This window comes from Enterococcus caccae ATCC BAA-1240 (genome assembly GCF_000407145.1).
GTDB lineage: Bacteria > Bacillota > Bacilli > Lactobacillales > Enterococcaceae > Enterococcus_L > Enterococcus_L caccae.
Map to the genome: position 1 here is coordinate 368,218 of NZ_KE136475.1, position 24,590 is coordinate 392,807.

19 protein-coding genes and 1 rRNA gene are annotated in these 24,590 nt (G+C 37.7%); 17 read left to right on the plus strand and 3 right to left on the minus strand.

Annotated elements, in window-relative coordinates; genetic code table 11:
- Positions 1-99: 99 nt before the first annotated feature.
- Positions 100-2,046 (minus strand): MucBP domain-containing protein, encoded by a 1,947-nt coding sequence (locus tag I580_RS14470; protein WP_010772264.1) that lies wholly within the window; start codon positions 2,044-2,046, stop codon positions 100-102.
- A 394-nt stretch (positions 2,047-2,440) separates the two neighbouring features.
- Between I580_RS14470 and queG the strand changes: the two genes are divergently transcribed.
- The gene (gene queG / locus I580_RS14475; RefSeq protein WP_010772265.1) at positions 2,441-3,586 is read left to right on the plus strand and encodes a tRNA epoxyqueuosine(34) reductase QueG; all 1,146 of its coding nucleotides are present in this window, start codon (positions 2,441-2,443) and stop codon (positions 3,584-3,586) included.
- An 88-nt stretch (positions 3,587-3,674) separates the two neighbouring features.
- Here queG and I580_RS14480 read toward each other — a convergent pair whose 3' ends face one another.
- Positions 3,675-3,974, minus strand: coding sequence for a hypothetical protein (locus I580_RS14480; RefSeq protein ID WP_010762485.1), 300 nt, complete (start codon positions 3,972-3,974; stop codon positions 3,675-3,677).
- Positions 3,975-4,202: 228 nt separating this feature from the next.
- Between I580_RS14480 and I580_RS14485 the strand changes: the two genes are divergently transcribed.
- From I580_RS14485 to I580_RS14495, 3 genes are read left to right on the plus strand one after another with little or no spacing between them, the layout of a single operon-like run.
- Positions 4,203-4,919 (plus strand): NAD-dependent protein deacylase, encoded by a 717-nt coding sequence (locus I580_RS14485; protein ID WP_010772266.1) that lies wholly within the window; start codon positions 4,203-4,205, stop codon positions 4,917-4,919.
- Position 4,920: 1 nt separating this feature from the next.
- On the plus strand, positions 4,921-5,763 hold the full coding sequence (locus I580_RS14490) for a chorismate mutase (RefSeq protein WP_010772267.1): 843 nt from the start codon (positions 4,921-4,923) through the stop codon (positions 5,761-5,763).
- 22 nt (positions 5,764-5,785) lie between these two features.
- Positions 5,786-6,304: a transcription repressor NadR gene (locus I580_RS14495; RefSeq protein ID WP_010772268.1), complete on the plus strand. Its 519-nt coding sequence runs from the start codon at positions 5,786-5,788 to the stop codon at positions 6,302-6,304.
- A 526-nt stretch (positions 6,305-6,830) separates the two neighbouring features.
- Here I580_RS14495 and I580_RS14500 read toward each other — a convergent pair.
- Entirely contained in the window at positions 6,831-7,811 is a 981-nt protein-coding gene (locus I580_RS14500; protein ID WP_010772269.1) for an L-lactate dehydrogenase, read from the minus strand.
- Positions 7,812-8,147: 336 nt separating this feature from the next.
- On the opposite strand from I580_RS14500, the gene pth reads away from it, so the two are divergent.
- The 13 genes from pth to I580_RS14570 all read left to right on the plus strand — a co-directional run.
- Positions 8,148-8,714, plus strand: a complete 567-nt coding sequence (gene pth / locus I580_RS14505) for an aminoacyl-tRNA hydrolase (protein ID WP_010772270.1) — start codon at positions 8,148-8,150, stop codon at positions 8,712-8,714.
- Positions 8,715-8,885: 171 nt separating this feature from the next.
- Positions 8,886-12,419 carry a transcription-repair coupling factor gene (gene mfd / locus I580_RS14515; RefSeq protein WP_010772271.1) on the plus strand — a complete coding sequence of 1,178 codons (3,534 nt, stop codon included), beginning with the start codon at positions 8,886-8,888 and terminating at the stop codon, positions 12,417-12,419.
- A 127-nt stretch (positions 12,420-12,546) separates the two neighbouring features.
- On the plus strand, positions 12,547-14,130 hold the full coding sequence (locus I580_RS14520) for a putative polysaccharide biosynthesis protein (protein ID WP_010772272.1): 1,584 nt from the start codon (positions 12,547-12,549) through the stop codon (positions 14,128-14,130).
- 4 nt (positions 14,131-14,134) lie between these two features.
- Complete coding sequence (locus tag I580_RS14525; protein ID WP_010772273.1) at positions 14,135-14,410, plus strand: RNA-binding S4 domain-containing protein; 276 nt, start codon at positions 14,135-14,137, stop codon at positions 14,408-14,410.
- A 63-nt stretch (positions 14,411-14,473) separates the two neighbouring features.
- A complete protein-coding gene (locus tag I580_RS14530; RefSeq protein ID WP_010772274.1) occupies positions 14,474-14,941 on the plus strand; it encodes an FtsB family cell division protein in 468 nt (155 codons plus the stop codon).
- Positions 14,942-14,984: 43 nt separating this feature from the next.
- Positions 14,985-15,461: a S1 domain-containing RNA-binding protein gene (locus I580_RS14535; protein WP_010772275.1), complete on the plus strand. Its 477-nt coding sequence runs from the start codon at positions 14,985-14,987 to the stop codon at positions 15,459-15,461.
- Positions 15,462-15,554: 93 nt separating this feature from the next.
- Positions 15,555-16,937 (plus strand): tRNA lysidine(34) synthetase TilS, encoded by a 1,383-nt coding sequence (gene tilS / locus I580_RS14540; protein WP_010772276.1) that lies wholly within the window; start codon positions 15,555-15,557, stop codon positions 16,935-16,937.
- Between the two features lie 205 nt (positions 16,938-17,142).
- Positions 17,143-17,688: a hypoxanthine phosphoribosyltransferase gene (gene hpt, locus I580_RS14545; RefSeq protein WP_010772277.1), complete on the plus strand. Its 546-nt coding sequence runs from the start codon at positions 17,143-17,145 to the stop codon at positions 17,686-17,688.
- Between the two features lie 100 nt (positions 17,689-17,788).
- The gene (gene ftsH, locus I580_RS14550; protein WP_010772278.1) at positions 17,789-19,951 is read left to right on the plus strand and encodes an ATP-dependent zinc metalloprotease FtsH; all 2,163 of its coding nucleotides are present in this window, start codon (positions 17,789-17,791) and stop codon (positions 19,949-19,951) included.
- Positions 19,952-20,083: 132 nt separating this feature from the next.
- Positions 20,084-20,980 carry an Hsp33 family molecular chaperone HslO gene (gene hslO / locus I580_RS14555; RefSeq protein WP_010772279.1) on the plus strand — a complete coding sequence of 299 codons (897 nt, stop codon included), beginning with the start codon at positions 20,084-20,086 and terminating at the stop codon, positions 20,978-20,980.
- 12 nt (positions 20,981-20,992) lie between these two features.
- On the plus strand, positions 20,993-21,997 hold the full coding sequence (dusB, locus tag I580_RS14560) for a tRNA dihydrouridine synthase DusB (protein ID WP_010772280.1): 1,005 nt from the start codon (positions 20,993-20,995) through the stop codon (positions 21,995-21,997).
- A gap of 94 nt (positions 21,998-22,091) precedes the next feature.
- Complete coding sequence (gene lysS, locus I580_RS14565; protein WP_010772281.1) at positions 22,092-23,588, plus strand: lysine--tRNA ligase; 1,497 nt, start codon at positions 22,092-22,094, stop codon at positions 23,586-23,588.
- A gap of 719 nt (positions 23,589-24,307) precedes the next feature.
- Positions 24,308-24,590, plus strand: a 16S ribosomal RNA gene (locus I580_RS14570); the annotation flags it as partial.

Below are 24,590 nucleotides of genomic sequence, written 5' to 3' on the forward strand. Positions count from 1 at the left end.
ACAAGAAGAGTCGACGAAGTTTTCGGGACAAAAAAACAAGCAGGAACAAAAGGATGATTTCGCATCCGTTTCCGCTTGTTTTTTTCTGTTAGTTAAGATCTATTTCTTGTATCTAATTTTATTTAAAACGTACCGATAATTAACGAATCCAGTGAGAAATAAACCTAAGAATAGCCAAGTGTAGCTTGATTGTTCCCCTGTATCAGGGAGTTTCTTTTTGGCAAGGGTATTCGTTTTTGTGTCTGTTTTCGTTGATTGGTTGTTGCTGTTAGAAGGAGTGGTCTCTTGATTAGCGGAACCTTGTGCTCCTTTTTCAGTACTTGACGTTGTTGTTTCAGTTGTTTCGGAAGACTCAGTGGATGTAGTAGACTCTGTTTCATCTTTTGTATAAACATATGTTACTTCCTGATCTTCCTCAGTAAACAGACCTGTTGGAGTCCCTTTGATTTCTTTAAACGTAAACCCTTTAAGGTCGAGTTGCTCTGTTGTAAAGGGTTTTCCAACAGTATCAGTTTGAACTATTTTTTTAATTTCTTTACCAGTAGTATCTACATAATGAACGATCACTTTTCCTTCTATTTCAATGATCGGTGCAGAAATCTTTTGGTAGACAAAGGTCACAGTTTGTTCTTGGTTGGTAAAACTGCCGGAGTTATGGCCGATTGTTTCTTGTAGCTGATAGCCAGGAATCTCTTGTGCAGTAATATCAAATGATTGACCAAGTAAGCCTGAACGTGTTTCGCTTGGTAGTAGTTTTTCACCAGCTGTATCTTGATAGTGGATAGTGACAGGTTGACCATCATCTAGGACATCGAATTGGTGTAAATAAGTCCCAGATGATATAGCATAAAAGCTGAACCCATCTGGTTTAGCATATGAATCCGCTGGATTATTTAAACGAGCGTTGTATTCAAAACTAGTAATAGTTTTAAATTCAGTTTCTGTTACGTTTGAAACTGTGATCCCAAGATCAGTAATCTGTAGACGATTTGCAGGCAAACGTGTCCCATTGAAATCAAGATACGTATTGCTAGCGGAATTCGATGTTGTAAATGGTGGAACATAACCATCGAAGTTTGTCATACGGTTTGGCATCAGTGAGAATGGGATAAACAATGTTTCTTGATCAGAATCATAATGTAAAGCTGAGCGGCTAAGTGCTGTCGGTGGATCTGTCCGTCCAGTATTTTGTCCAAACGCCGATAAATAGCTAAGTGCTGGAAAATCATTGATTACAGTAAAATCTGTGATGCCACAAAATTGCACTGAAAGTGAATTTAAAACAGGAAGAGCTTTAAAAGGTTCAATGGTTGTGATATTTATATTTGAATCCATGTAAATGCGTGTTAACGATGTTAGTTGAGCAATTTTAGGCAAAACAGTATCATCAATATTAGTAGAAGCTAAACTAAGGTTTGTAAGTCCTGTATTTTTACTTAAATCCGGGAAATTTGCGCCAGTTAAACTTTTGGTTTGAAGCGTAAGATAAGTTAAGGAAGACAATTGTTCTAACGGACTAAAATCAGTTATGCTATTAGTTGTATTCATATAAATAGAGCCTAAATTTGTAGCGTGTTCCAATCCAGAAAGACTACTGATTTGAGACGAACTAAGATTAAGATCAGTTAGGCGATCCATATCTGCTTGCGTTAGTTCACTGCCGGTGGGCAAACCTAGGGTTGAAACGATTGCTTGTTTTAAAATTGGATCAGCAATCGTGATTGTATCAGTTTTTGGTGCAATCAGCATTGCACTAGTTTGGTTATCAATTGTAGCAGTTGTCGTTGAACTCGTTGTTTCACTTTCAGTGGACATCGTTGTTGTAGTGGCAGATTCTGTGGTGAAACTTGTTGTTGTTTCAGAAGAAGCAATGGTTGTATCTGCGGTTTCTTGTGACTGTGAAGAATTGACTTGCTCAGTTTCAGCTGTATTGTCTTCAGCAAAAACAAGAGATGGGGTGAGCAAAGTCGGAGTTAACAGAGCAAACAGCATGATTTTTTTCATAGATGTTTGCTTATGTATTGATGTGATGCGCCTGTTTTTCATATGTATTTCCTCCGTGTTTCATAATAAAGTGTGTGATGATAATAGAAAGCCATTATCACAAATCATTTTATCATAAAAATATTAAATATATATAATTATTTTTAAAATATTTATAATAAAATGATAAATTAAGATGGGGATGCTTTGTTTTATAGGGTTGTTAACGTTTTTTAGTTAAAAAAGATTTAAAAATAAGAAATAAGCAAAAAGGTGACAAGTTTCAAATAAGTGGATTATAATAAGGGGGAGTTGTTACTAGAAATTATCTAGCTTTACTGGCTGACGTCGATTAAAAAAATAAAAATGATTACGTCAAAAAACACTATCTTTCTTTTTCCACTTTTTTAGACGAGGCTTAACAAGCCCGTTCAGCTTTTAAATTAAGGAGTACTTCATGACATTAAAACAAAAAATCATAGCAGAAAGTAAACGATTAGGTATTGATAAAATTGGTTTTGCTTCGGCTGAGCCTTTCTATGAATTAGAAGACTCGCTAAAGGAGCAAAGAGAACGTGGGTTTAACTCCGGTTTTGAGCATCAGGTGATCGAAGAGCGGGTTTATCCAGAGAAAACATTTGAAAATCCGAAAACGATTATTTCAATTGCGTTAGCTTATCCAACTAAAATAGAAGGAAAAGTCCCGAGAGATGAAAAAAGAGGAATGTTTGCTCGAGCTTCGTGGGGGATTGATTATCATGATGTCTTACGAGATCGGTTAGCAAAATTGATCGAATTTATTCAATCACAAGCTCAAAGTCTTGAAGAAACTGAAGCATGGCGTTTTGCTCCTCAAGTGGATACTGGGGAATTGGTGGATGTAGCTGTTGCCCAGCGTGCTGGGTTAGGATTTATCGGCAGGAATGGATTATTGATCACTGAAGAGTTCGGCTCATTTGTTTATTTGGGAGAGATCGTGACAAACATTGATTTTGAAGTGGATAAACCAGTTCCATTTGGTTGTGGTGATTGTACAAGGTGTGTCACAGCCTGTCCTACGCAAGCACTTCTAGGAAATGGCAGTATGAATGCAAAAAAATGCTTATCCTATCAAACCCAAACCAAAGATATGATGCCAGAAGAATATCGAAAAAAAATGCATAATGTCATCTATGGTTGCGATATTTGTCAGCTTGTTTGTCCATATAATCGTGGCAAAGACTTTCATTTTCATCAAGAGATGGAACCAGAAGTCGACACAGTTTATCCTAAATTGAAGCCGATGCTTAGTATCTCCAATAAAGAATTTAAAGAAACCTTTGGGCATCTTTCAGGATCATGGCGAGGGAAAAAACCACTGCAAAGAAATGCCTTAATTGCATTAGCCAATTTAGGCGATCGCAGCGCATTGCCAGAGATTTACGTATGTGCAACTGAAGATGTGCGTCCTGTGATCAGAGGAACGGCTGCGTGGGCAATCGGAAAATTAGGAAATAAAGAAGCGGAAAAATGGCTAGGTGTTTTAAACGAATTGCTAAAAGTGGAGCCTGAAGAAGAGGTACTTGAAGAAATCAGAAATGCTATCAAACAATTAGAAAAATAACTATCAATTATGTAGAAATGAATCAAAGCTATATAAAAGCCCTGGAAAGAATTTCTTTCCAGGGCTTTTTAATGATCAACTTATAAAATTAAGCCTTTGCAGCTTCTTTTGGTTCGCGGCCTAAAATAGCTTGTAAGACTGTTAATACGCCATATGAAGCTAAAATTGTGTAAATCAAGCTTGAGTAAGTTAGGATATCGAAGTCCCACGTTTTGTAAATAACTAAAACAATTGCTAAAACAATACCTGCAAGAACGTTGAAGAATGCGAATGCCCATAGATTTCCATTTTCTTTACGTGAAAGATAATAGATCGAAAACCATAAACTTAATACGCCCCAAGCGATGCAGACCAAAATAGCTGCCCAATAAATAATAAATGCTACCACGAAGTTTCACCTCACTTTTATACATTAAGTATTCTATCACGTTCTCTTTTGTTTGTCATGAAAAGACAGTGAAAAAGCTAACATTCTTAACAGCTTCTCACTTGATTTTGGCTTCAAAATTTAGCCTTTTAGGTAGCGTAAAATGAATCAATTCTTTTTTAGTTATGCGAATATGTTTTCTCTCTAGTCCTTCTTTACGTTATAATAAAAATGTTAGGAGATGAATTGATGCAAACAATTGATGAAACAGACGCAACCAACCTAATCAAACAAGCTGCTGCTATCACGTTTCTAACGGGAGCAGGCATTTCAACGGCATCAGGTGTGCCAGATTATCGCTCGCTGTCCGGAGTTTATCTAGGAATCGAACGACCAGAATATTTACTAAGTCACACTTGCATGGTGGAAGAACCAGAAAAATTTTACTCATTTGTACAGACGTTGTATCATCCTAAAGCTGAACCAAATAGCATCCATTTAAAAATGGCAGAACTAGAAAATATAAAAGATATATGGATCATTTCTCAAAACATCGATGGCCTTCATGCCAAAGCGAAAACCCAGCAACTGGTCAATTTTCATGGAAACTTATATGATTGTTATTGTAGAAAATGTGGTCAATCCGTTTCGGCAGACACCTATTTAACTTCTGATCGCCATGAGCAATGCGGTGGTCAGATTCGACCGAATATCGTTTTATATGAAGAAGGATTAGATGAACAAGCAATAGCGGTATCGGTGGAGGCAATAGCCAAAGCAGATTTGATCGTAATCGTCGGTACTAGTTTTCAAGTACACCCATTTTGTGACTTGATTCATTACGCAAAAGCAACAGCTACTATTTTAGTGATCAATCAAACACCGATCCATTTAAATAGGGATGCTTATTTCTTAAAAGAAGATGCAATGAAGGTCTTTAAAAATAGAGTGACAGAGGAGCGTTAATATGGAAGAAATTAAATCAGAACGACAAAAGATGATCGACGGCGAACTGTATTTTGCAGGAGATCCTGAATTAGCAACAGCGCGAAAATTTGCTAGAGAACAAATGAAGCTGATCAATCGAGAAGAAGACACACAAATTCGCCGTCAATTAGTGGAAGAAACCTTTGGCTCGACTGGAACAGGTAGTTATATCGAACCATCGATTAGTTTTGACTATGGCTTTAACATTCATGTGGGGAAAAATTTTTATGCTAATTTCAATAGCATTTTCTTAGATATTTGCCCAATTACGATTGGAGATAACTGCATGTTTGGGCCAAACGCTCAATTATATGCAGCTACCCATCCGCTACATCCAGTCAAACGAAACAGTGGCTTAGAATACGGTAAACCGATCACGATCGGTGATAACGTGTGGCTTGGCGGTGGTGTAATCATCGCACCTGGCGTGACATTAGGGAATAATGTAGTAGTAGCAGCTGGGGCTGTTGTGACCAAATCATTTCCAGATAATTGTGTGATCGGCGGAAATCCCGCAAAAATCATCAAGGAAATCGACTTAGAAGAGAATAAACTGTCTCCTCTGATGATCCAACGAAATAAAATTGATACGCTAGATAAAAAAATCGTTGCCCTTTTAGAAGAACGTATGGAAGTTGTCGAAGCGATTATTGAAGTTAAAAAAAGCTCAGACAAACAAATTTTAGACACGACAAGAGAGCAAGAAGTTCTAAATAAAATTGCTGATTATATTGAAAATGATCAATATGAAGAAGTGATCAAAGAAACCTATCAAGGAATTATGGATGCCTCGAAACACTTCCAGCAAAAACGACTAGATTAAGAAGCAAAAAGGAGAGAAGTGAATGGATGGTGTGAAAAGACGAGAAGTAATTTTGCTTGAGTTAGAAACAGCAGAAAAACCGATCAGCGCGAGCCGATTTGCAAAAAAATTCAAGGTTAGCCGTCAAATCGTTGTTGGGGATGTTGCTCTTTTGCGAGCAGCGGGCTATGAGATTATCGCAACAGCTAGAGGATACTTGCTTGAAAGAGACAAAGACCGACAAGGCATTATTCGAAAAATTGCCTGTCAGCATTTACCAGAGCAAACAGCAGCCGAATTGAGGACGATTGTTTCGTTGGGCGGAGAAATCATTGATGTAGTGGTGGAACACCCTATATATGGTGAACTGACAGGAGGCCTGCATATTCGCACTGAAAAAGAAGTCGAAGAATTCGTAACAAACTATGAAAAAAGTAGTGCTTCATTATTATCAGAGTTGACTGCAGGGGTTCATTTGCATACGATACGATGTGAAAATGAGACAGCCTTCCAGAAAATCAAAGAAACACTTGCGTCAAAAGGGATTTTATATAAAGGATAAAACAAGAAAAACATGGCTTAGGTAGGACTATCTGAGCGTGTTTTTTTGTAATGAAATGGATATAACGATCTGAGTTAAGCTGAAAGTGTAGAAAAGAACTCCGGTGCAAAGATGAAAGGTTTACCAAGATAAGTACTAGTATTTACGGTTTGGCTATTTCATAACAAAAAAAACAAATGATCCATCAGGGGTATTTATTGCGGAATTCATTCTAAAATACTTCCTTCGTTTACAACTATTAAACTATCTTTCATTATTTCTTTATTTTCTACTTGACTAATCGTAGGAATGTGAGTGGAACAAAACGCTTCGAGTCATATTTCACTCTCGTGGAGTCCGGATAAACGATGGGAGCAGAAGCAATCCCTTCAGAAAAAAACTGAAATTCATAAAAATTTGAAGAACACTGATTAGGAATCATTCAACATCTGAATGAAAAATTCCGTGTTTCTTGGCATTTTCGTGAATTTCAGCTTTTTTCTTGGGATTAAGGATATCTATCCCAACTTCGATTTTTTTGACAATATTAATTATTTTCAGCTTCAAATTTTTCAAAAGCGGATTTAATAACTTCTTTCAACGCTTTTGCAGAAGCATTCATTCGATCCTTCTCTGAATCTGTCAAAGGAATTTCAATTACTTGTTTGATTCCTTGGCGATTGATTACAGCAGGTGCACCAATGTAGATATCATTTTGCCCATATTCGCCATCTAAGTAAACAGAAAGTGGGAAAACTGAATCTTCATCATCTAGAATTGCTTTCGTGATGCGTGCTAAAGCAGCCGCAATTCCATAGAATGTCGCCCCTTTTTTCTCGATGATTGAATACGCAGCATCTCTTACGTTAAAGAATAAGTTGACCATCGCTTCTTCATCAACATCGGGATTATTTTTGACCCATTCATAAATTTGTAACCCAGCAACATTCGCATGAGACCAAACTGGAAATTCAGTATCACCATGCTCACCTAGAATATAGGCATGGACATTACGAGCGTCTACATCCACCAATTCAGCAATCGCTTGGCGGAAACGAGCAGAATCAAGCGATGTTCCAGAACCGATAACACGTTCCTTTGGAAATCCTGAGAATTTCCATGTAGAATAAGTTAAAATATCAACTGGATTGGCAGCGACTAAGAAAATTCCGCTAAAACCAGAATCAACGATGGCTGTAACGATTTGTTTGTTTATTTTCAAGTTTTTATGAACTAAATCAATTCGTGTTTCACCAGGTTTTTGTGCGGCACCTGCTGTTAAAACGACTAGATCAGCATCATGACAATCATCATAAGTAGCAGCATAGATCTTTTTAGGAGAAGTAAAAGCTAATGCATGAGATAAATCAGCAGCATCTCCTTCGGTTTTTTTTGTATCTATATCAATAATACCAACTTCTTGAGCAATATTTTGAGTGACTAAGGCAAAAGCATAACTAGATCCGACAGCGCCATCTCCAACTAAAATTACTTTTTGGTGGTCTTTGTTCCCAACTGCTGCAGTCATGTGTATCATTCCTTTCAGATAATTGTTTTATCACAATGATAATACCACCGTTTGTGAGGTTTGTCACGTTTTTTGTTTATTAAAATAATACAGTTTTCAGGGGTGTTTCATAAGAAAACTCTTTCATGTGCGATCGTTCACTATTTGCGATTTTCAAAATGGTTGCTTAGGTTTAATAAAGCTTATAGCTTTTTTAATAATTTAAAAGATTCGGCAAACATTTATTTTATGGTATAATTGTAAAAAAACTGGGCAGAGGATTTTCCTGCTCGGGTATTTTGTGTTGGAGAATGAATACTTGGTGGTAAAAGCACCGTTGTTAAGGAGAATATATAGATGAAAATGATTGTTGGATTAGGCAATCCAGGAAGTAAGTACCAAGAAACGAAACATAATATCGGCTTTATCACTATTGATGAAATTGCTCACAGATATCATGCCACATTCAATAAAAGTCAATTTGAAGCGGATATTGCTGAATTTTTTATAGGAACAGAAAAGATCATGTTAGTCAAACCGTTAACATTTATGAATGAATCTGGTCGTTCAGTTGGACCATTGATGACCTATTACGGAGTTGAAGAGGAAGAGTTGATCGTGATTTATGATGACTTGGATTTAGACATCGGCAAAATTCGTTTACGGGAAAAAGGGAGTGCTGGAGGCCATAATGGAATCAAAAGTTTAATTGCTCATCTGGGAACAAACGTATTTCCGAGAATCAAAATTGGGATTGGTCGACCAATTGGCAGTAATACAGTTATTCATCATGTTTTGACTGGTTTTCCAAAAGAAAAACATGAAGAGATTTTGCTAGCCGTAAAAAATGCAGCCGATGCAGCGATTTATGCCTGTGAGGGACATACATTTGTTGATACGATGAATCAATTTAATGGAAAATAAGTTACAAGGTGAAGCGGATCGTAGTTATCGTATGATATCTAGTTGCATAGGTCAGTCTTTCGGAAACAAGCTAAAAAAGAATGCGGTAAAAAGCTCCTCAGTTGTTTCCTTCTATTTTCCAATTGGAGCTGAACAAACCCGCTATGCTTTTAAATTTAGGAGGAGTCAAACGTGAACATCATTGAACGAATTGGTGCAAGTGAATTAGCCCGAGATTGGCAGATGCAATTAACAGAAAATACCCGCCAATTGATTACAGGCTTAGCCGGCTCTGCCAAAACATTGGTCATGACCAGTGGGTTTAAAGAAAAAAATAAAAAAGTCGTTGTAGCTGTTCCAAATCTTTATTATGGAAACCAACTAGTTGAAGACTTTCGTAATATTTTATCAGATGAAGAAGTGTATATATTTCCAGTGGATGAAGTTTTATCTGCTGAGATGGCCTTTTCTTCGCCAGAAGCGCGAGCAGAAAGAGTGGCAGCGCTCAACTTTCTTTTGACAGATCAAGCAGGAATCGTAGTAGTCCCTGTAGCTGGTTTAAGGAAGTATTTACCGAGTAAACAAACGTGGGCGCAAGCTCAGCTTCATTGGGAGCTTGGTGGGGAAATCGAGTTGGATACTTTAGCGCAGCAGTTAGTTTTAATGGGCTATGAGCGTGAGTCTTTAGTTGGCAAGCCAGGTGATTTTAGCATTCGAGGAAGTATCGTCGATGTCTATCCGCTGAATTCTGAGTATCCAGTTCGTGCAGAACTGTTCGATATCGAGATCGATTCTTTACGCTATTTTGAAGCAGATACACAACGTTCGGTCGGAAACATTGAATCTGTGACGCTCTCTCCGATGACTGACCTAGTCTTTTCAAAAGAGGATTTAGTTCATGGTGAAAAACAGTTGGCAAATGCACTTGAAAAAAGAGTCGCAATCGCTAAGGATGCCACAGAAAAAGAATTTCTTCAAGATTATTTTGGTCAGTTAGCGACTTCATGGAGTCAAGGAATTCCAACGGATACAGCTCATTACTATACTGATTTACTTTATGAAACAAAAACGACATTACTTGATTATCTATCAGAGGACAGTTTGATCTTTGTGGATGATTATGCCCGTATTTTAGAAGCGGAACGTGAAATCATCCGTGAAGAAAATGAGTGGCAAGTCCTTAAATTAGAAGAAATGCGAGTTTTCCCTGAACAGACTTTTGGTTTAGAATTTCATGAACAAGTAAGAAAAATGACATTTGGAACAACCTTTTTTTCGTTATTCCAAAAAGGTATGGGAAATCTTCGTTTCCAAGCTGTATATAATTTTCAATATCGCTCGATGCAGCAATTTTTTGGTCAAATGCCATTATTAAAAACTGAAATGGATCGTTGGAAAAAACAAGATCAAACGGTTGTGGTGTTTGTGCCGACGAAAGAACGCAGTCAAAAAGTAGAAGAGCTGTTTCGTGATTTTGATATCTCAAGTGTAACAGCTTCAGCTGATAAATTAATAGAAGGAAAAATTCAAATTGTTGAAGGCTCCTTGCAATCAGGATTTGAATTACCTGTTGAAAAAATTGTTGCAATTACTGAAAAAGAAATTTTCCATACAACAACGAAAAAAAGAGCAAGACGTCAAACTGTTTCAAATGCAGAGCGTTTAAAAAGTTACAGCGATCTAAAAAATGGAGATTACGTTGTCCACGCAAATCATGGGATCGGTAAATATATTGGGATGCAGACGTTGGAAGTTGATGGTGTTCATCAGGACTACATCACGATTTTATACCAAAATGACGATAAACTATTTATTCCCGTTACTCAATTAAATTTGATTCAGAAGTTCGTTGCTTCTGAATCAAAATCGCCGAAAGTCAATAAATTAGGCGGTAGTGAGTGGAGCAAAACAAAACGTAAAGTAACGTCTAAAATCGAAGATATCGCAGACGATTTGATTCAGCTATATGCCTCAAGAGAATCAGAAAAAGGCTATGCTTTTCCACCTGATGATGCGTATCAGAAAGAATTTGAAGACGCTTTTCCATATAGTGAAACAGATGATCAACTACGCAGTACAGCCGAAATCAAGCATGATATGGAAAAAACGCGACCGATGGATCGGCTCTTGGTTGGGGATGTGGGGTACGGAAAAACTGAAGTTGCTTTACGTGCAGCATTTAAAGCAATCAATAATAATAAGCAAGTTGCTTTTTTAGTCCCTACCACGATTTTAGCCCAACAACATTATGAAACGATGTTAGATCGCTTTGAAGGATTTCCAGTAGAGGTGGGGTTGTTAAGCCGTTTTAGAACGAAAAAACAGCAAAGCGAAACCATTGAAAAAATTAAACACGGTCAAGTAGATATTGTTATAGGAACGCATCGATTACTTTCACAAGACGTGAATTTTAGCGATTTGGGCTTACTGGTGATTGATGAGGAACAACGTTTTGGGGTTAAACACAAAGAACGTTTAAAACAATTGCGAGCCCAAGTCGATGTGCTGACTTTGACTGCAACACCGATTCCAAGAACCTTGCATATGTCGATGCTTGGGGTACGTGACCTTTCAGTTATTGAAACCCCACCAGAAAATCGTTACCCGATCCAAACATATGTGATGGAAAACAATCCAGGCGCAATCAGAGAAGCAATCGAAAGAGAAATGGCACGAGATGGACAAGTCTTTTATTTGTATAATCGAGTGGATACGATCGAGCAAAAAGTAGAAGAGATCCAAGCGTTAGTACCCAGTGCTAGAATCGCGTATGCTCACGGTCAGATGACCGAAGTCCAACTGGAAAATACCTTATTTGATTTTATTGAAAGACAATACGATATACTAGTGACAACAACGATCATTGAAACGGGTGTTGATATTCCTAATGCCAACACTTTATTTGTAGAAAATGCCGATTATATGGGCTTATCTACATTGTATCAATTACGCGGCCGTGTTGGTCGGAGTAATCGTGTCGCATATGCTTATTTTATGTATGAACAGCAAAAGATTTTGAATGAAGTCAGCGAAAAACGTTTAGAAGCAATCAAAGACTTCACTGAATTAGGTTCTGGTTTTAAAATTGCGATGCGTGATTTATCCATTCGTGGTGCTGGAAATCTATTAGGCGCACAACAACATGGCTTTATCGACTCAGTCGGTTTTGATATGTATTCCCAAATGCTTTCAGAAGCAGTTGCTCGTAAACAAGGGAAAAATGTTCAAGATCAAAAAACTTCGGTTGAAATTGATTTGGGTATTGATGCTTATTTACCAACTAGTTATATTTCAGATGAACGTCAAAAAATTGAAATTTACAAACGAATCCGTCAGTTGGAAAATCTAGATATGTACGAGGAACTGGAAGCAGATCTGCTTGATCGTTTTGGGGAGTATCCAGATGAAGTGGCTCATTTGCTGACTACTGGACAAATCAAAATGGATGGCGATCGGGCATTGGTTGAAACTATTCGTAAGAGACAACAGGATATCACCTTTACCTTAAGTAAAATCGGTACAAAAACATATAATGTTGAACAAATCTTTGAAGCCTTGTCGCATACGCAATTAAAAGCGGATCTTGCTGTAGATAATGAAAAAATGTCTGTTCGTTTAAAAGTACCTAAAGGAATGAAAGAAGCAGCTTGGTTACAAGAGGTGGCTCTGTTCACTACTGCTTTAAGACAGGAAAAATATAAAACAGTAGCGGCTGAAATAGAATGAGTACTGTCTAGGTTCTCGGAAAAAAGGTGAAATTCGTATGCGACAGAAAACGTCGTCTTTGTGTTTTTCCTATTTTCCGGTCGAGCCTAATCGGGCTCATTACGCTTTTAAAATAGGAGGTCAACCGATGGCGCATAAGGAAATGCGGACAATGATGCAAGGTGCTGTTGTTTTAACGATTGCTTCATTTATTGCTAAAGTACTAAGTGCAGTTTATCGTGTGCCGTTTCAAAACTTAGTTGGTGATGAAGGGTTTTATGTTTATCAACAAGTCTATCCGATTTATGGTATTGCGATGACGTTAGCATTATCTGGACTACCACAGTTTATTTCCAAGGTTGTTGCAGAACAATCAGATATCAGCGGACAGAAAAAGATTTTACAACAGCTTTTTCCCTTTGTCTTTGTGATTGCTGGTTTGTGTTGGGGATTTTTCTTTTTAGGTAGTTATGAAATAGCCCTTATGATGGGAGATTCTCGACTAGCTCCTTTGATACAAATTGTTTCATTTACTTTCTTATTAGTGCCGATCCTCTCTTTTTATCGAGGAAATTTTCAAGGACACTTATTAATGATCCCAAGTGCAGTTTCTCAAGTGATGGAGCAAATCGTTCGCGTAGGTGTGATTTTGATTGCTGCTTATTCCTTCAGTCAGTTTGGTTGGTCAGTGTATCAAACTGGAACGGTTGCAATGGGTGGTGCGTTACTTGGTGGAGCAGTTGCTGCTGGAATCCTTTGGTACTATGATCGGAAAATCCGAGTAGGAAGCTCAGCGTATCTTACACAGTGGAAACTTGAGAAAGGTTCAGGGAAATTAGTTGGACGCTTAGTAGTTGAAGGTGGCATTGTTTCTATATACAGCGCATTTTTAATTCTATTTCAATTAATTGATTCATTTCTGGTCAAAAATTCTTTAGTTGCATCAGGAATCAGTGATTCAGCTGCAAAAATCGATAAGGGAATTTACGATCGTGGACAACCATTAGTGCAATTAGGTTTAGTCGTTGCATTGGCATTAAGCTCAAGCTTTTTACCAGCCCTAACAAAGTATTTCATGAGTCGTGAGCAAGGTCGTTTTTTACAAGCCGCAAAAATATTTTTACGCTTAACGACAACAATCGCAACAGCAGCATCGATTGGTTTAGCCTTATTGCTTCCTTATATGAATTTTGCTTTATTCAAAGACTATCAAGGCAACGGCGTTTTAGGCGTTTATGTTTGTTCGATTGCATTTATGGCTGTTATACAAGCGTATCAAAGTATTTTGCAAAGTAAAAATCAGTTCTTTTTTTCTATGCTATCTGCTGGAGTAGGTTTAATAGTCAAACTCTTTTTAACAGGTCCGTTGACTTATCTATGGGGCACGCTTGGAGCAAGTATGTCAACAATTATAGGATTAGTGGCGACATTAGTTCTATTGATCTTTTTTTCAAAAAAAGAAATCAATCGTTTTGCGGTAGAAAATCATTTTTTTAGAAAGTTAATAATCAGTTTAGGGTTAATGGGATTTGTGTTACTCTGTTACCAAGGTATTGTCGCGCTATTGCTAGGAGTGGTCAGTCATCGTGGTCAGGCCCTTCTTATTACGATAATTGGTGTTTTGGTCGGTGGAGGATCATTTCTGTATATCATTATTAAAATGAAACTATTTACGATTCGGGAATGGCTGACATTACCGTTTGGAGCAAAAATATTAAGAATGAAGAGGTAAAGGTATGCGTTTAGATAAATTTTTAAAAGTTTCACGTATTATCAAAAGAAGACCTGTTGCGAAAGAAGTTGCAGATAAAGGACGGATCCAGATTAATGGAATTCTAGCAAAATCATCAAGTAATGTGAAAATTGGTGACCAAGTTAAAATCCAATTTGGAAATAAAATTTTAGAAATAGAAGTCTTAGAACTTCATGATTCAACGAAAAAAGAAGATGCAGAAAAGATGTATCAGGTTATTTCAGAGAAAAGAGTCGAAAATAGTAACAATTTAGATTAGACAAGTTTCTTGGATGTTGGTATAATAAGGCAGACAAACCAAAAAACGAGTGGAGCGGAAAACATGGGCAAAAAGAAGAAAGACGTGGAAAAAGTTGCTGCCTTAGATAACGAGTATACTAAAGAACAGTATGCCGAGTTTCAAAAACAGCAAAAGCAGCTGATTTTCAGGCGCCGACGTCTGGCAGTTGTTTTTCTCGTGGCATTTGTGATCTTTATCGTTTCAGGTGTCCAGCTGATGAAAGACTATCAACAGTTGAATGCCTTCAAAAAACAACAGGTAGAAGCAGTAGCTGAATCAGCGGAAGCAGATAAGAAATTGAATCGTTTGGAACAAGATGTAGCGCTTTTAAGAGATGAAGATTATGTAGCAAAGCTTGCTCGAAGTCTTTTTTATGTTTCTAAAGAAGGCGAACAAATCTATAACATTCCAGAGTTAGGCGGAACGACTAGCTCTAGTAGTGACCAAAAGCAATCATCGCAAGAGAGTCAATCACAGTCTCATTCAACTGAAAAACAATCAGGGGAATAACTGCAGATATAATAGGGTAAATAATAGGAGGAACATTTTTTTTATGTCAATTGAAGTAGGAGCGAAGTTGCCAGGAAAAGTGTCTGGTATCACTAATTTTGGTGCTTTCATCGATCTAGGTGAAGGAAAAACAGGTTTGGTTCACATTAGTGAAGTGTCAAATGGATTCGTAAAAGATATCCATGATGTGTTGACCGTAGGGGATGAAGTAACAGTAAAAGTTACTTCAGTCGGTGATGATGGAAAAGTGGGCTTGTCGATTCGTAAAGCTCAAGAACAAGCTGCAGAACCAAAGCGTGAATATCAACGTCGTGAGAACAATGACTATCAAGGAAATCGTGATCGCGGAACGCGTCCAGCACCTAAGAAACAATTTACAAGAGCACAACCGATGAATAATTCAAAACAAGATTTTGATTCATTGATGAGCTCGTTTTTAAAAGACAGTGACGATCGTTTAACTTCTTTGAAGCGTAATACAGAAGGAAAACGTGGCGGACGCGGCGGACGTCGTAACTAATAAATAATTGAAGCTGAGCGAAAGCTCGGCTTTTGTGTTTTGGGCACTTTTTTATGAAGGTCTATCGACTGATGAAACAAAGAAGGTGAATAGATGTTTCAAGAATTTTATAATCATTGCAAAAAAAATGATTACTGGCAACCAAACCAGAAAATATTATTAGCGGTTTCTGGCGGCGTAGATTCGATGGTCTTATTGGAATTAATGCAAATTGCTGCTCGAAAAGACCAACTAAAATTGAGTGTTGCCCATGTTGATCACCAGCTACGTGCAGAATCGATGGCTGAATCGATCCATTTGAAAAACTATTGCCGAAAAAATTCAATTCCCTATTATAGTAGAATCTGGGATGAACAGGATAAAACAAAAAATACAGAAGCACGGGCCCGTAAATTTCGCTATGACTTTTTTACTGAAATTATGGACCAAGCTGAAATTCCTCTTCTTTTGACTGCTCATCATAGTGATGACCAAGCTGAAACAATTTTAATGAAGCTGACTAGAGGAAGTGCATTGCTGAACTTAGTTGGTATTAGAGCTAGACAGTCTTTTGGGCGAGGAGAACTGATTCGGCCTTTCTTAATTTTTTCCAAAGAAGAATTAGAACAGTTCGCAAAACAGTCAGGAATTGTGTATTTTGAAGATAGCTCAAATCAAACTACAGCTTATATGCGCAATCGTTTGAGACATCAAGTAGTTCCGCTTTTGAAAAAAGAAAATCCCAATTTTTTGCAGCATATGTCAGATTTTAGTGAACAAATCTCGTTTGCCGATGATATTATTCGATCCGTTATAGAGCCTAAGTATAGCCAATGGGTGGAAAAAACAACAGAAGGTTGGACGATTCAGCTATCTGAATTGAAGCAAGAGAAAAGAAGTGTTCAGACCTTTTTCATAATGATGCTGTTCCAAAAATCGATCGTACCTGAGGGTGTATCAATCAACCAATTGCAAATCCAACAACTTTTATTTTTACTTAATCAGTCAATGCCTCAGTTAGCTATGGACCTGGAACAAGGTTGGCAAATAATGAAAGAATATGACCTAGCATACCTAAGAAAAAAAAAGTTGTCTCATGATGAAAAGACGTTTTATTTAAATGAGGGGGAACAAATTTTTCTTTCTGAAACGGAATGGCTAAGTCTAGAAACAATAGAAACGAAAAGGGAACAACCACAAACAGTAAAGACATGGAAAGAACTTTCTTTGCTTATAAGTGGGGAAATACCGTTGCCATTAACGATTCGTCATCGCGAAAATGGGGATAGAATTTCACTTACACCAAACTTGACCAAAAGATTAAATCGATTTTTTATTGATCAAAAAATACCGAATTCAATTAGAGATCAAGCGTGGGTCGTTCTATCTGCTGAAGAGGAGATTATTTGGGTGCCTCAATTTGTAAATTCATATTTGAGTATTCCTAAAGAAACTGATAAAATACTCTACAGGCTCCTTTATAAAGTAAAAGAATAAAGACCAAAAATTACTTTTATTCAAAGAAGCAAACTAACATAAAATAATAGCAATTGAACCAAAAAGGAATAGTAGAGCCTGGCTCTTGCGAGTTTATTCTCCTAAAAGCAAAGGGGACACTACACTAACGATTCGATCAGATTCAATTCCAAGAACTAAATGACAAAGAGTTGAAGGTCGGACTTAAAAAGAAAGGGAGAGCAATATGTTAGAGAAAGATATTAAACAAGTTTTGATTACAAAGGAACAAATTCTTGAAAAATCAACTGAACTTGGTAAACAACTAACAGAAGATTACAAGGACAAAAATCCTTTAGTGATTGGTATTTTAAAAGGTGCTATACCTTTCATGGCGGATATCACACGTTGCATTGACACACATTTAGAAATGGATTTTATGGCTGTATCTAGTTACGGAAATGCAACTGTATCTTCTGGTGAAGTAAAAATCATCAAAGATTTGGATACGAATGTTGAAGGACGCGATATTTTGATTGTAGAAGATATCATTGATAGTGGCCGTACATTAGCTTATCTAGTGGATCTTTTTAAATACAGAAAAGCAGCCTCTGTGAAGATTGTCACTTTGTTAGACAAACCAGAAGGACGTGTTGTCGATATCGTCGCAGATTATGTTGGGTTCGATGTACCGAATGAATTTGTTGTAGGTTATGGATTAGATTATGCAGAAGCGTATCGAAATCTTCCTTACGTAGGCGTATTGAAACCTGAAATCTACGAATCAAATTAATATCTCTCTTAGATTTAGTTATGTTACAATGTAATGGTCAGAATTGATAAAAAATAAACCGTAAAATTAAATTACGCGCAGTAACCAAAGGAGGACAGGCATGAATAAAAAGAATAGCGGCATGAAAAATGGCCTTTATTATGTATTGCTGATTTTGGCGATGGTCATGGTTGTTTATTTCATTTTCGGAAATAACAATCCTCAATCACCAGATATCGAATACTCGACTTTCAGTACTCAATTAGAGAAAGGGAAAGTCAAAGAACTGACGATCCAACCAACCAATGGTGTATATAAGATCACAGGTCAGTACAAAGAAAAACAAGAAATCAAAAACACTGGCGGTCTTTCTTTATGGGGATCAACAGAAGTTTCTACAAAATCATTTACTACCATTGTCTTACCAAGTGATATCACATTATCAGGTATTCAAGAAATGGCTAAAGACAACAATGTAAAACTTACAGTCAAAGAACAATCATCAAGTGGTGCTTGGCTTTCTATCTTATTTAGTTTCTTACCAATCGTATTGTTCATCTTCTTGTTCTACATGATGATGGGACAACAAGGCGGCGGTGGCGGTGGTGGCGGCCGTGTCATGAACTTTGGTAAATCAAAAGCCAAAGAAGCGGATAAAAAAGCCAACCGCGTACGCTTCTCCGATGTAGCAGGAGCAGAAGAAGAAAAACAAGAACTAGTTGAAGTGGTTGAGTTCTTAAAAGATCCTCGCCGTTTCGTTGAATTAGGCGCAAGAATTCCTGCTGGTGTTCTATTAGAAGGACCTCCAGGAACTGGTAAAACATTACTTGCGAAAGCCGTTGCTGGTGAAGCAGGTGTACCTTTTTATTCTATCTCAGGTTCAGACTTCGTTGAAATGTTCGTTGGTGTCGGTGCGAGCCGTGTCCGTGACTTATTTGAAACAGCGAAGAAAAATGCACCAGCAATCATCTTCATCGATGAAATCGATGCAGTTGGTCGTCAACGTGGTGCTGGTATGGGTGGCGGACATGACGAACGTGAACAAACCCTTAACCAATTGCTAGTTGAAATGGATGGATTTGATGGCAACGAAGGTGTAATCGTTGTTGCCGCAACAAACCGTTCAGATGTGTTAGACCCAGCGTTATTACGTCCAGGCCGTTTTGACCGTCAAATTTTAGTTGGTCGTCCTGATGTTAAAGGACGTGAAGCAATCCTTAAAGTACATGCTCGCAACAAACCATTGGCTGACGATGTTGATTTAAAAGTTGTGGCGCAACAAACACCAGGTTTTGCTGGTGCTGATTTAGAAAACGTATTGAATGAAGCTGCATTAGTTGCTGCTCGTCGTAATAAAAAGAAAATTGATGCATCCGATGTGGATGAAGCAGAAGATCGTGTAATCGCAGGACCTGCGAAAAAAGATCGTGTGATCAATAAAAAAGAACGCGAAATGGTTGCTTATCATGAAGCTGGACATACAATTGTTGGTTTAGTCTTAAGCCGTGCTCGTATCGTTCATAAAGTAACGATCATCCCTCGTGGACGCGCTGGCGGTTATATGATTGCCTTGCCAAAAGAAGATCAATTCTTGATGACTAAAGAAGACATGTTTGAACAAATCGTTGGGTTACTTGGTGGACGTACGGCTGAAGAAATTATTTTCAATGTACAATCAACAGGTGCTTCTAATGACTTTGAACAAGCAACAGGTATTGCCCGCAGCATGGTAACTGAATATGGAATGAGCGACAAATTAGGTCCAGTTCAATATGAAGGAAACCACCAAGTTTTTGTTGGCCGTGATTACGGTCAAACAAAAGCCTACTCAGAACAAGTAGCATTCGAAATCGATCAAGAAGTACGTCGTATCTTGATGGAAGCACACGATAAAGCACGTGAAATCATCGAGTCACATCGTGCACAACACAAACTAATTGCAGAAAAACTGTTAGAGTATGAAACATTAGATGCTCGCAGCATCAAGTCATTGTTTGAAGAAGGCGTTATGCCCCAAGATGTTATCGACAGCCAATTCCCTAGTGAAAAAGCTCAAACATTTGAAGAGGCAAAACGTGCATTAGAAGAGAAAGATGCACAAAGACAAGCCGAAGAAAAACAAGACTTTGAAGATGCAAAAAAAGAACTACATGACGAAGCAGAAGAAGTAAAAGCGGACAGCGAAAAAACAGAAGAAAAAGTTCAATCAGAAACTAAATCGGATGATGAACACAAACATGATTCTGAATATGACCGTAATAACTTTGACGATCGTTACAAATAAAACATTTAGAGCATCCCTTTTACGGGGTGCTCTTTTCTTCAAGTTGAAATTATTTAGTTGAAAAAATAGCTAAATCCTAGTATTATCTGATAATGAGTCGAAAAACGAAGCAAGTGAGAAGAGGAAAATAAAATGGAAGATTACTTAGTAAAAGCATTATGTTATGAAGGATCAATTCGCGCTTATGCAGTTTGCGCAACAAATACAATATCAGAAGCACAAAAACGTCACGATACATGGAGTTCATCAACTGCAGCATTAGGCAGAACAATGGTTGGTGCGCTATTATTAGGTGCGACATTAAAAGGCGATGATAAGCTAACTGTAAAAGTTCAAGGTAACGGACCAGCAGGAGGAATCGTGGTAGATAGCGATGGTAGTGGGAATACTAAAGGATACATAAAAAATCCTCATGTTAGTTTAACGTTGAATGAAAGTGGTAAAATCGATGTTCGTGGAGCTGTTGGAACTGAAGGGATTTTCACTGTAATCAAAGATTTAGGCTTGAAAGAAACATTTTCAGGGCAAACACCAATCGTTTCTGGTGAAATCGGCGAAGATTTTACCTATTTTATGGCGGTTTCTGAACAAATCCCATCAGCTATTGGTTTGAGTGTTTTAGTTGATACAGATGAAAGTGTTAAAGCAGCTGGTGGATTTATGATCCAAGTGATGCCTGGAGCTGATGAAAAAACCATTGATTTTATCGAACAGCGTCTACAAGAAGTACCCATGATTTCCCGTTTGATTGATGAAGGAGAATCACCAGAAGGGATTTTAGAACGTCTGCTTGGTAAAGATGAAATCGAAATTTTAGAAAAAATGCCTGTTCAATTTAAATGTAACTGCTCAAAAGAAAAATTTGGTACGGCGATTATCGCTGTTGGATTAGACGAAATCAATGCGATGATCGAAGAAGACCATGGAGCAGAAGCCGTTTGTCAATTCTGCGGTAACAAATATCACTATAGTGAAGAGGATTTAATTGAACTACGAGATGAAGCAATCAAAAATACGCGTGAAAAGTAGGAGAGATGCACTATGTGGAAAATAGGAAATGTCGAAATTCCAAATCGCGTTGTAGTAGCCCCGATGGCGGGGATTAGCAATGCTGCTTTTCGTGTAACAGTCAAAGAATTTGGTGCAGGACTTGTTGTTTGTGAAATGATCAGTGACAAGGGAATCCAGCAAAGAAACAAAAAAACTTTGGATATGCTGTATATAGATGAGAAAGAATATCCATTAAGTGTACAAATTTTCGGTGGAGACAAAGAAAACTTGGTTGAAGCAGCAAAATTTGTAGAAGAAAATACGAAAGCGGCAATCATCGATATCAACATGGGCTGTCCTGTAAATAAAGTGATCAAAGCAGAAGCTGGCGCCAAATGGCTATTAGATCCGAATAAAGTTTATGAAATGGTAGATGCCGTTTCTTCTGCGATTGATTTGCCTGTTACGGTAAAAATGAGAACTGGCTGGGATGAAGATCACTTATTTGCAGTTGAAAACGCGTTAGCTGCTGAAAAAGCAGGTGCCTCAGCTATTGCAATGCATGGACGTACAAGAGTTCAAATGTATGAAGGGCAAGCAAATTGGGATGTTTTAAAAGAAGTGAAACAACATCTAACGATCCCTTTTATGGGAAATGGGGATGTACGTACACCAGAAGATGCCAAACGTATGTTGGAGTACGTAGGAGCGGATGGAGTTATGATTGGAAGGGCGGCTTTGGGCAATCCCTGGATGATCCAACGTACTAAAGAGTATCTTGAGACAGGTGTGTTAATGCCAGAGCCAACTCCACATGAGAAAATCAAAACAGCCAAAGTACATTTACAACGTTTAGTGGATTTAAAAGGAGAAAAAATCGCCACAAGAGAATTTCGTCAACATGCATCATACTATCTAAAAGGGATTCCACGTGCGGCTAAAGTAAAGGTTGCAATCAATCAAGCGGAGACTCAGCAAATGATGGTTGATTTACTAGATGCATTTGAAGAAAAAGCAGAAAAACATGCAGAAAAAGAAATAATCGAAATAATCTAATAAAAAAAGCAGGCCTAAACAAAAATACGGCTTGCTTTTTTTTGTTTTAATGTGGCATTATAGGGGTATGTGATTTCAGAATGGAGGAAGTAAAGTGGCAGATGAACAACAAGCGCACTTAGAGGATCTAAATGATCAAATGCTTGTGCGTCGTGAAAAAATGGAAAATTTACGTGAGGAAGGGATTGATCCTTTCGGCAAGCGTTTTGATCGTACACATAATTCAAAAGAACTACATGATCAATTTGATCCACACTCAAAAGAAGAATTAAGTGAAATGGACTTATCTGCAAGCGTTGCTGGTCGTATGATGACAAAGCGCGGTAAAGGAAAAGCTGGTTTTGCTCACTTGCAAGATCGTGAAGGGCAACTTCAGATCTATGTACGAAAAGATCAAGTTGGTGATGAAGCGTATGAACTATTTAAGCACGCTGACTTAGGTGATTTCTTCGGTGTCACAGGACAAATCATGAAAACTGATACAGGTGAAGTAACAGTTAAAGCCCAAACGATTGTTTTACTAACAAAAGCATTACGTCCTCTGCCAGATAAATATCATGGCTTGACCAATGTAGAACAACGTTACCGTCAACGCTATTTAGATTTAATTAGTAATAAAGACAGCTTCGACCGCTTTATGAAACGTAGCCAAATCATTAGTGAGATTCGCCGCTACCTTGACAGCAATGGCTATGTAGAAGTGGAAACTCCTGTTTTGCATAATGATGCTGGTGGTGCCGCAGCACGTCCGTTTATTACCCATCATAATGCATTGGATATGGACTTATATTTACGTATCGCTTTGGAATTGCATTTGAAACGCTTGATTGTCGGAGGAATGGAAAAAGTCTACGAAATCGGTCGAGTATTCCGAAATGAAGGAATCGATACAACACATAACCCTGAATTTACTATGCTAGAAGCTTATACTGCTTATACAGATTACAAAGATGTGATGGACCTAACAGAAGGAATCATCCGTAATGCTGCAGAAAAAGTTTTAGGAACAACAACGATCACGTATGATGGGCAAGAAGTTGACTTAGGCTCTGAATTTAGACGTGTACACATGGTTGACGCGATTAAAGAGCAAACAGGTGTTGATTTTTGGAAAGAAATGACTGTTGAGGAAGCTCGCTCTTTAGCAAAAGAACATAATGTAGAAATCAACGATAATATGTCAGTTGGGCACATTTTAAATGAATTCTTTGAAACATTTGTTGAAGAGACACTACAACAGCCAACCTTTGTCTATGGACATCCAGTAGAAGTTTCTCCTTTAGCGAAGAAAAATCCCGAAGATGGTCGTTTTACGGATCGTTTTGAACTATTTATAGTAGGAAAAGAATTTGCGAACGCATTTACTGAATTAAATGACCCGATCGATCAACGTGAACGTTTTGAAGGGCAAGAAAAAGAACGTGAACAAGGAAATGATGAAGCTCATGGTGTAGATGAAGATTTCATTGAAGCTTTAGAGTACGGATTACCGCCAACTGGTGGTCTAGGAATCGGAATCGATCGTTTAGTGATGCTTTTAACTGACGCTCAATCAATTCGTGATGTCCTATTATTCCCAACGATGAGATAAAATAGAGAAGGGTAGATTATTTAGTGATAATCTACCCTTTTTTATTTTCTTAAAAAAACAGAAAAAGAGAAACGAAAATAAGCTCTTGAGAGTGTAAAAACGAACGATAAAGAACAAAAGTGAAAAAACAATCGGTAACGAAAAAAACTTTAAAAAAAGTGCAAATTTTAGTTGACCTAAGCGTATAATCTTGGTATATTATATCTTGTCGCAAGGCACTGAAGCAACACGCCAAACGATCAGAATAATATAACAATCCAACAGTTGAAAAAACTTTGGAAATCAGGCGAAAAACTTGTTGACAAACAATGACTAACCTGATAAACTAGTGAAGTTGTCACAAGAAATAAAAGACAGCTAAGCGAAAATAGAATAACAATCAAGTTTGAAAAAAAACTTGAAAAATCAGGAAGAAAGTTGTTGACAAATAACAAACAACCTGATAAACTAATGAAGTTGTCGCGAAACATTCGATAACATCAAGCAGAAAAAAACTTTGAAACTTTTTAAAAAAGTGTTGACATCAAATCGAAGATTTGATATGATATAAAAGTTGCTGCGAGGTAACACAGTAGACCTTTGAAAACTGAACAAAGTAAGACGAACCAAATGTGTAGGTTGTTTTTACAACGGTAAAAACAAACAACAATTTTTAACAAAGCGAAGCAATATGCTAGCAAACAAATGAGCTTAACAATCGCAAGATTGTGTTCAACTTTTATTATGAGAGTTTGATCCTGGCTCAGGACGAACGCTGGCGGCGTGCCTAATACATGCAAGTCGAACGCTTCTTTTCTACCGAGTGCTTGCACTCATTTGAAAAGAGGAGTGGCGGACGGGTGAGTAACACGTGGGTAACCTACCCATCAGAGGGGGATAACACTTGGAAACAGGTGCTAATACCGCATAATAGTTGACACCGCATGGTGTTGATTTGAAAGACGCTTTCGGGTGTCACTGATGGATGGACCCGCGGTGCATTAGCTAGTTGGTGAGGTAACG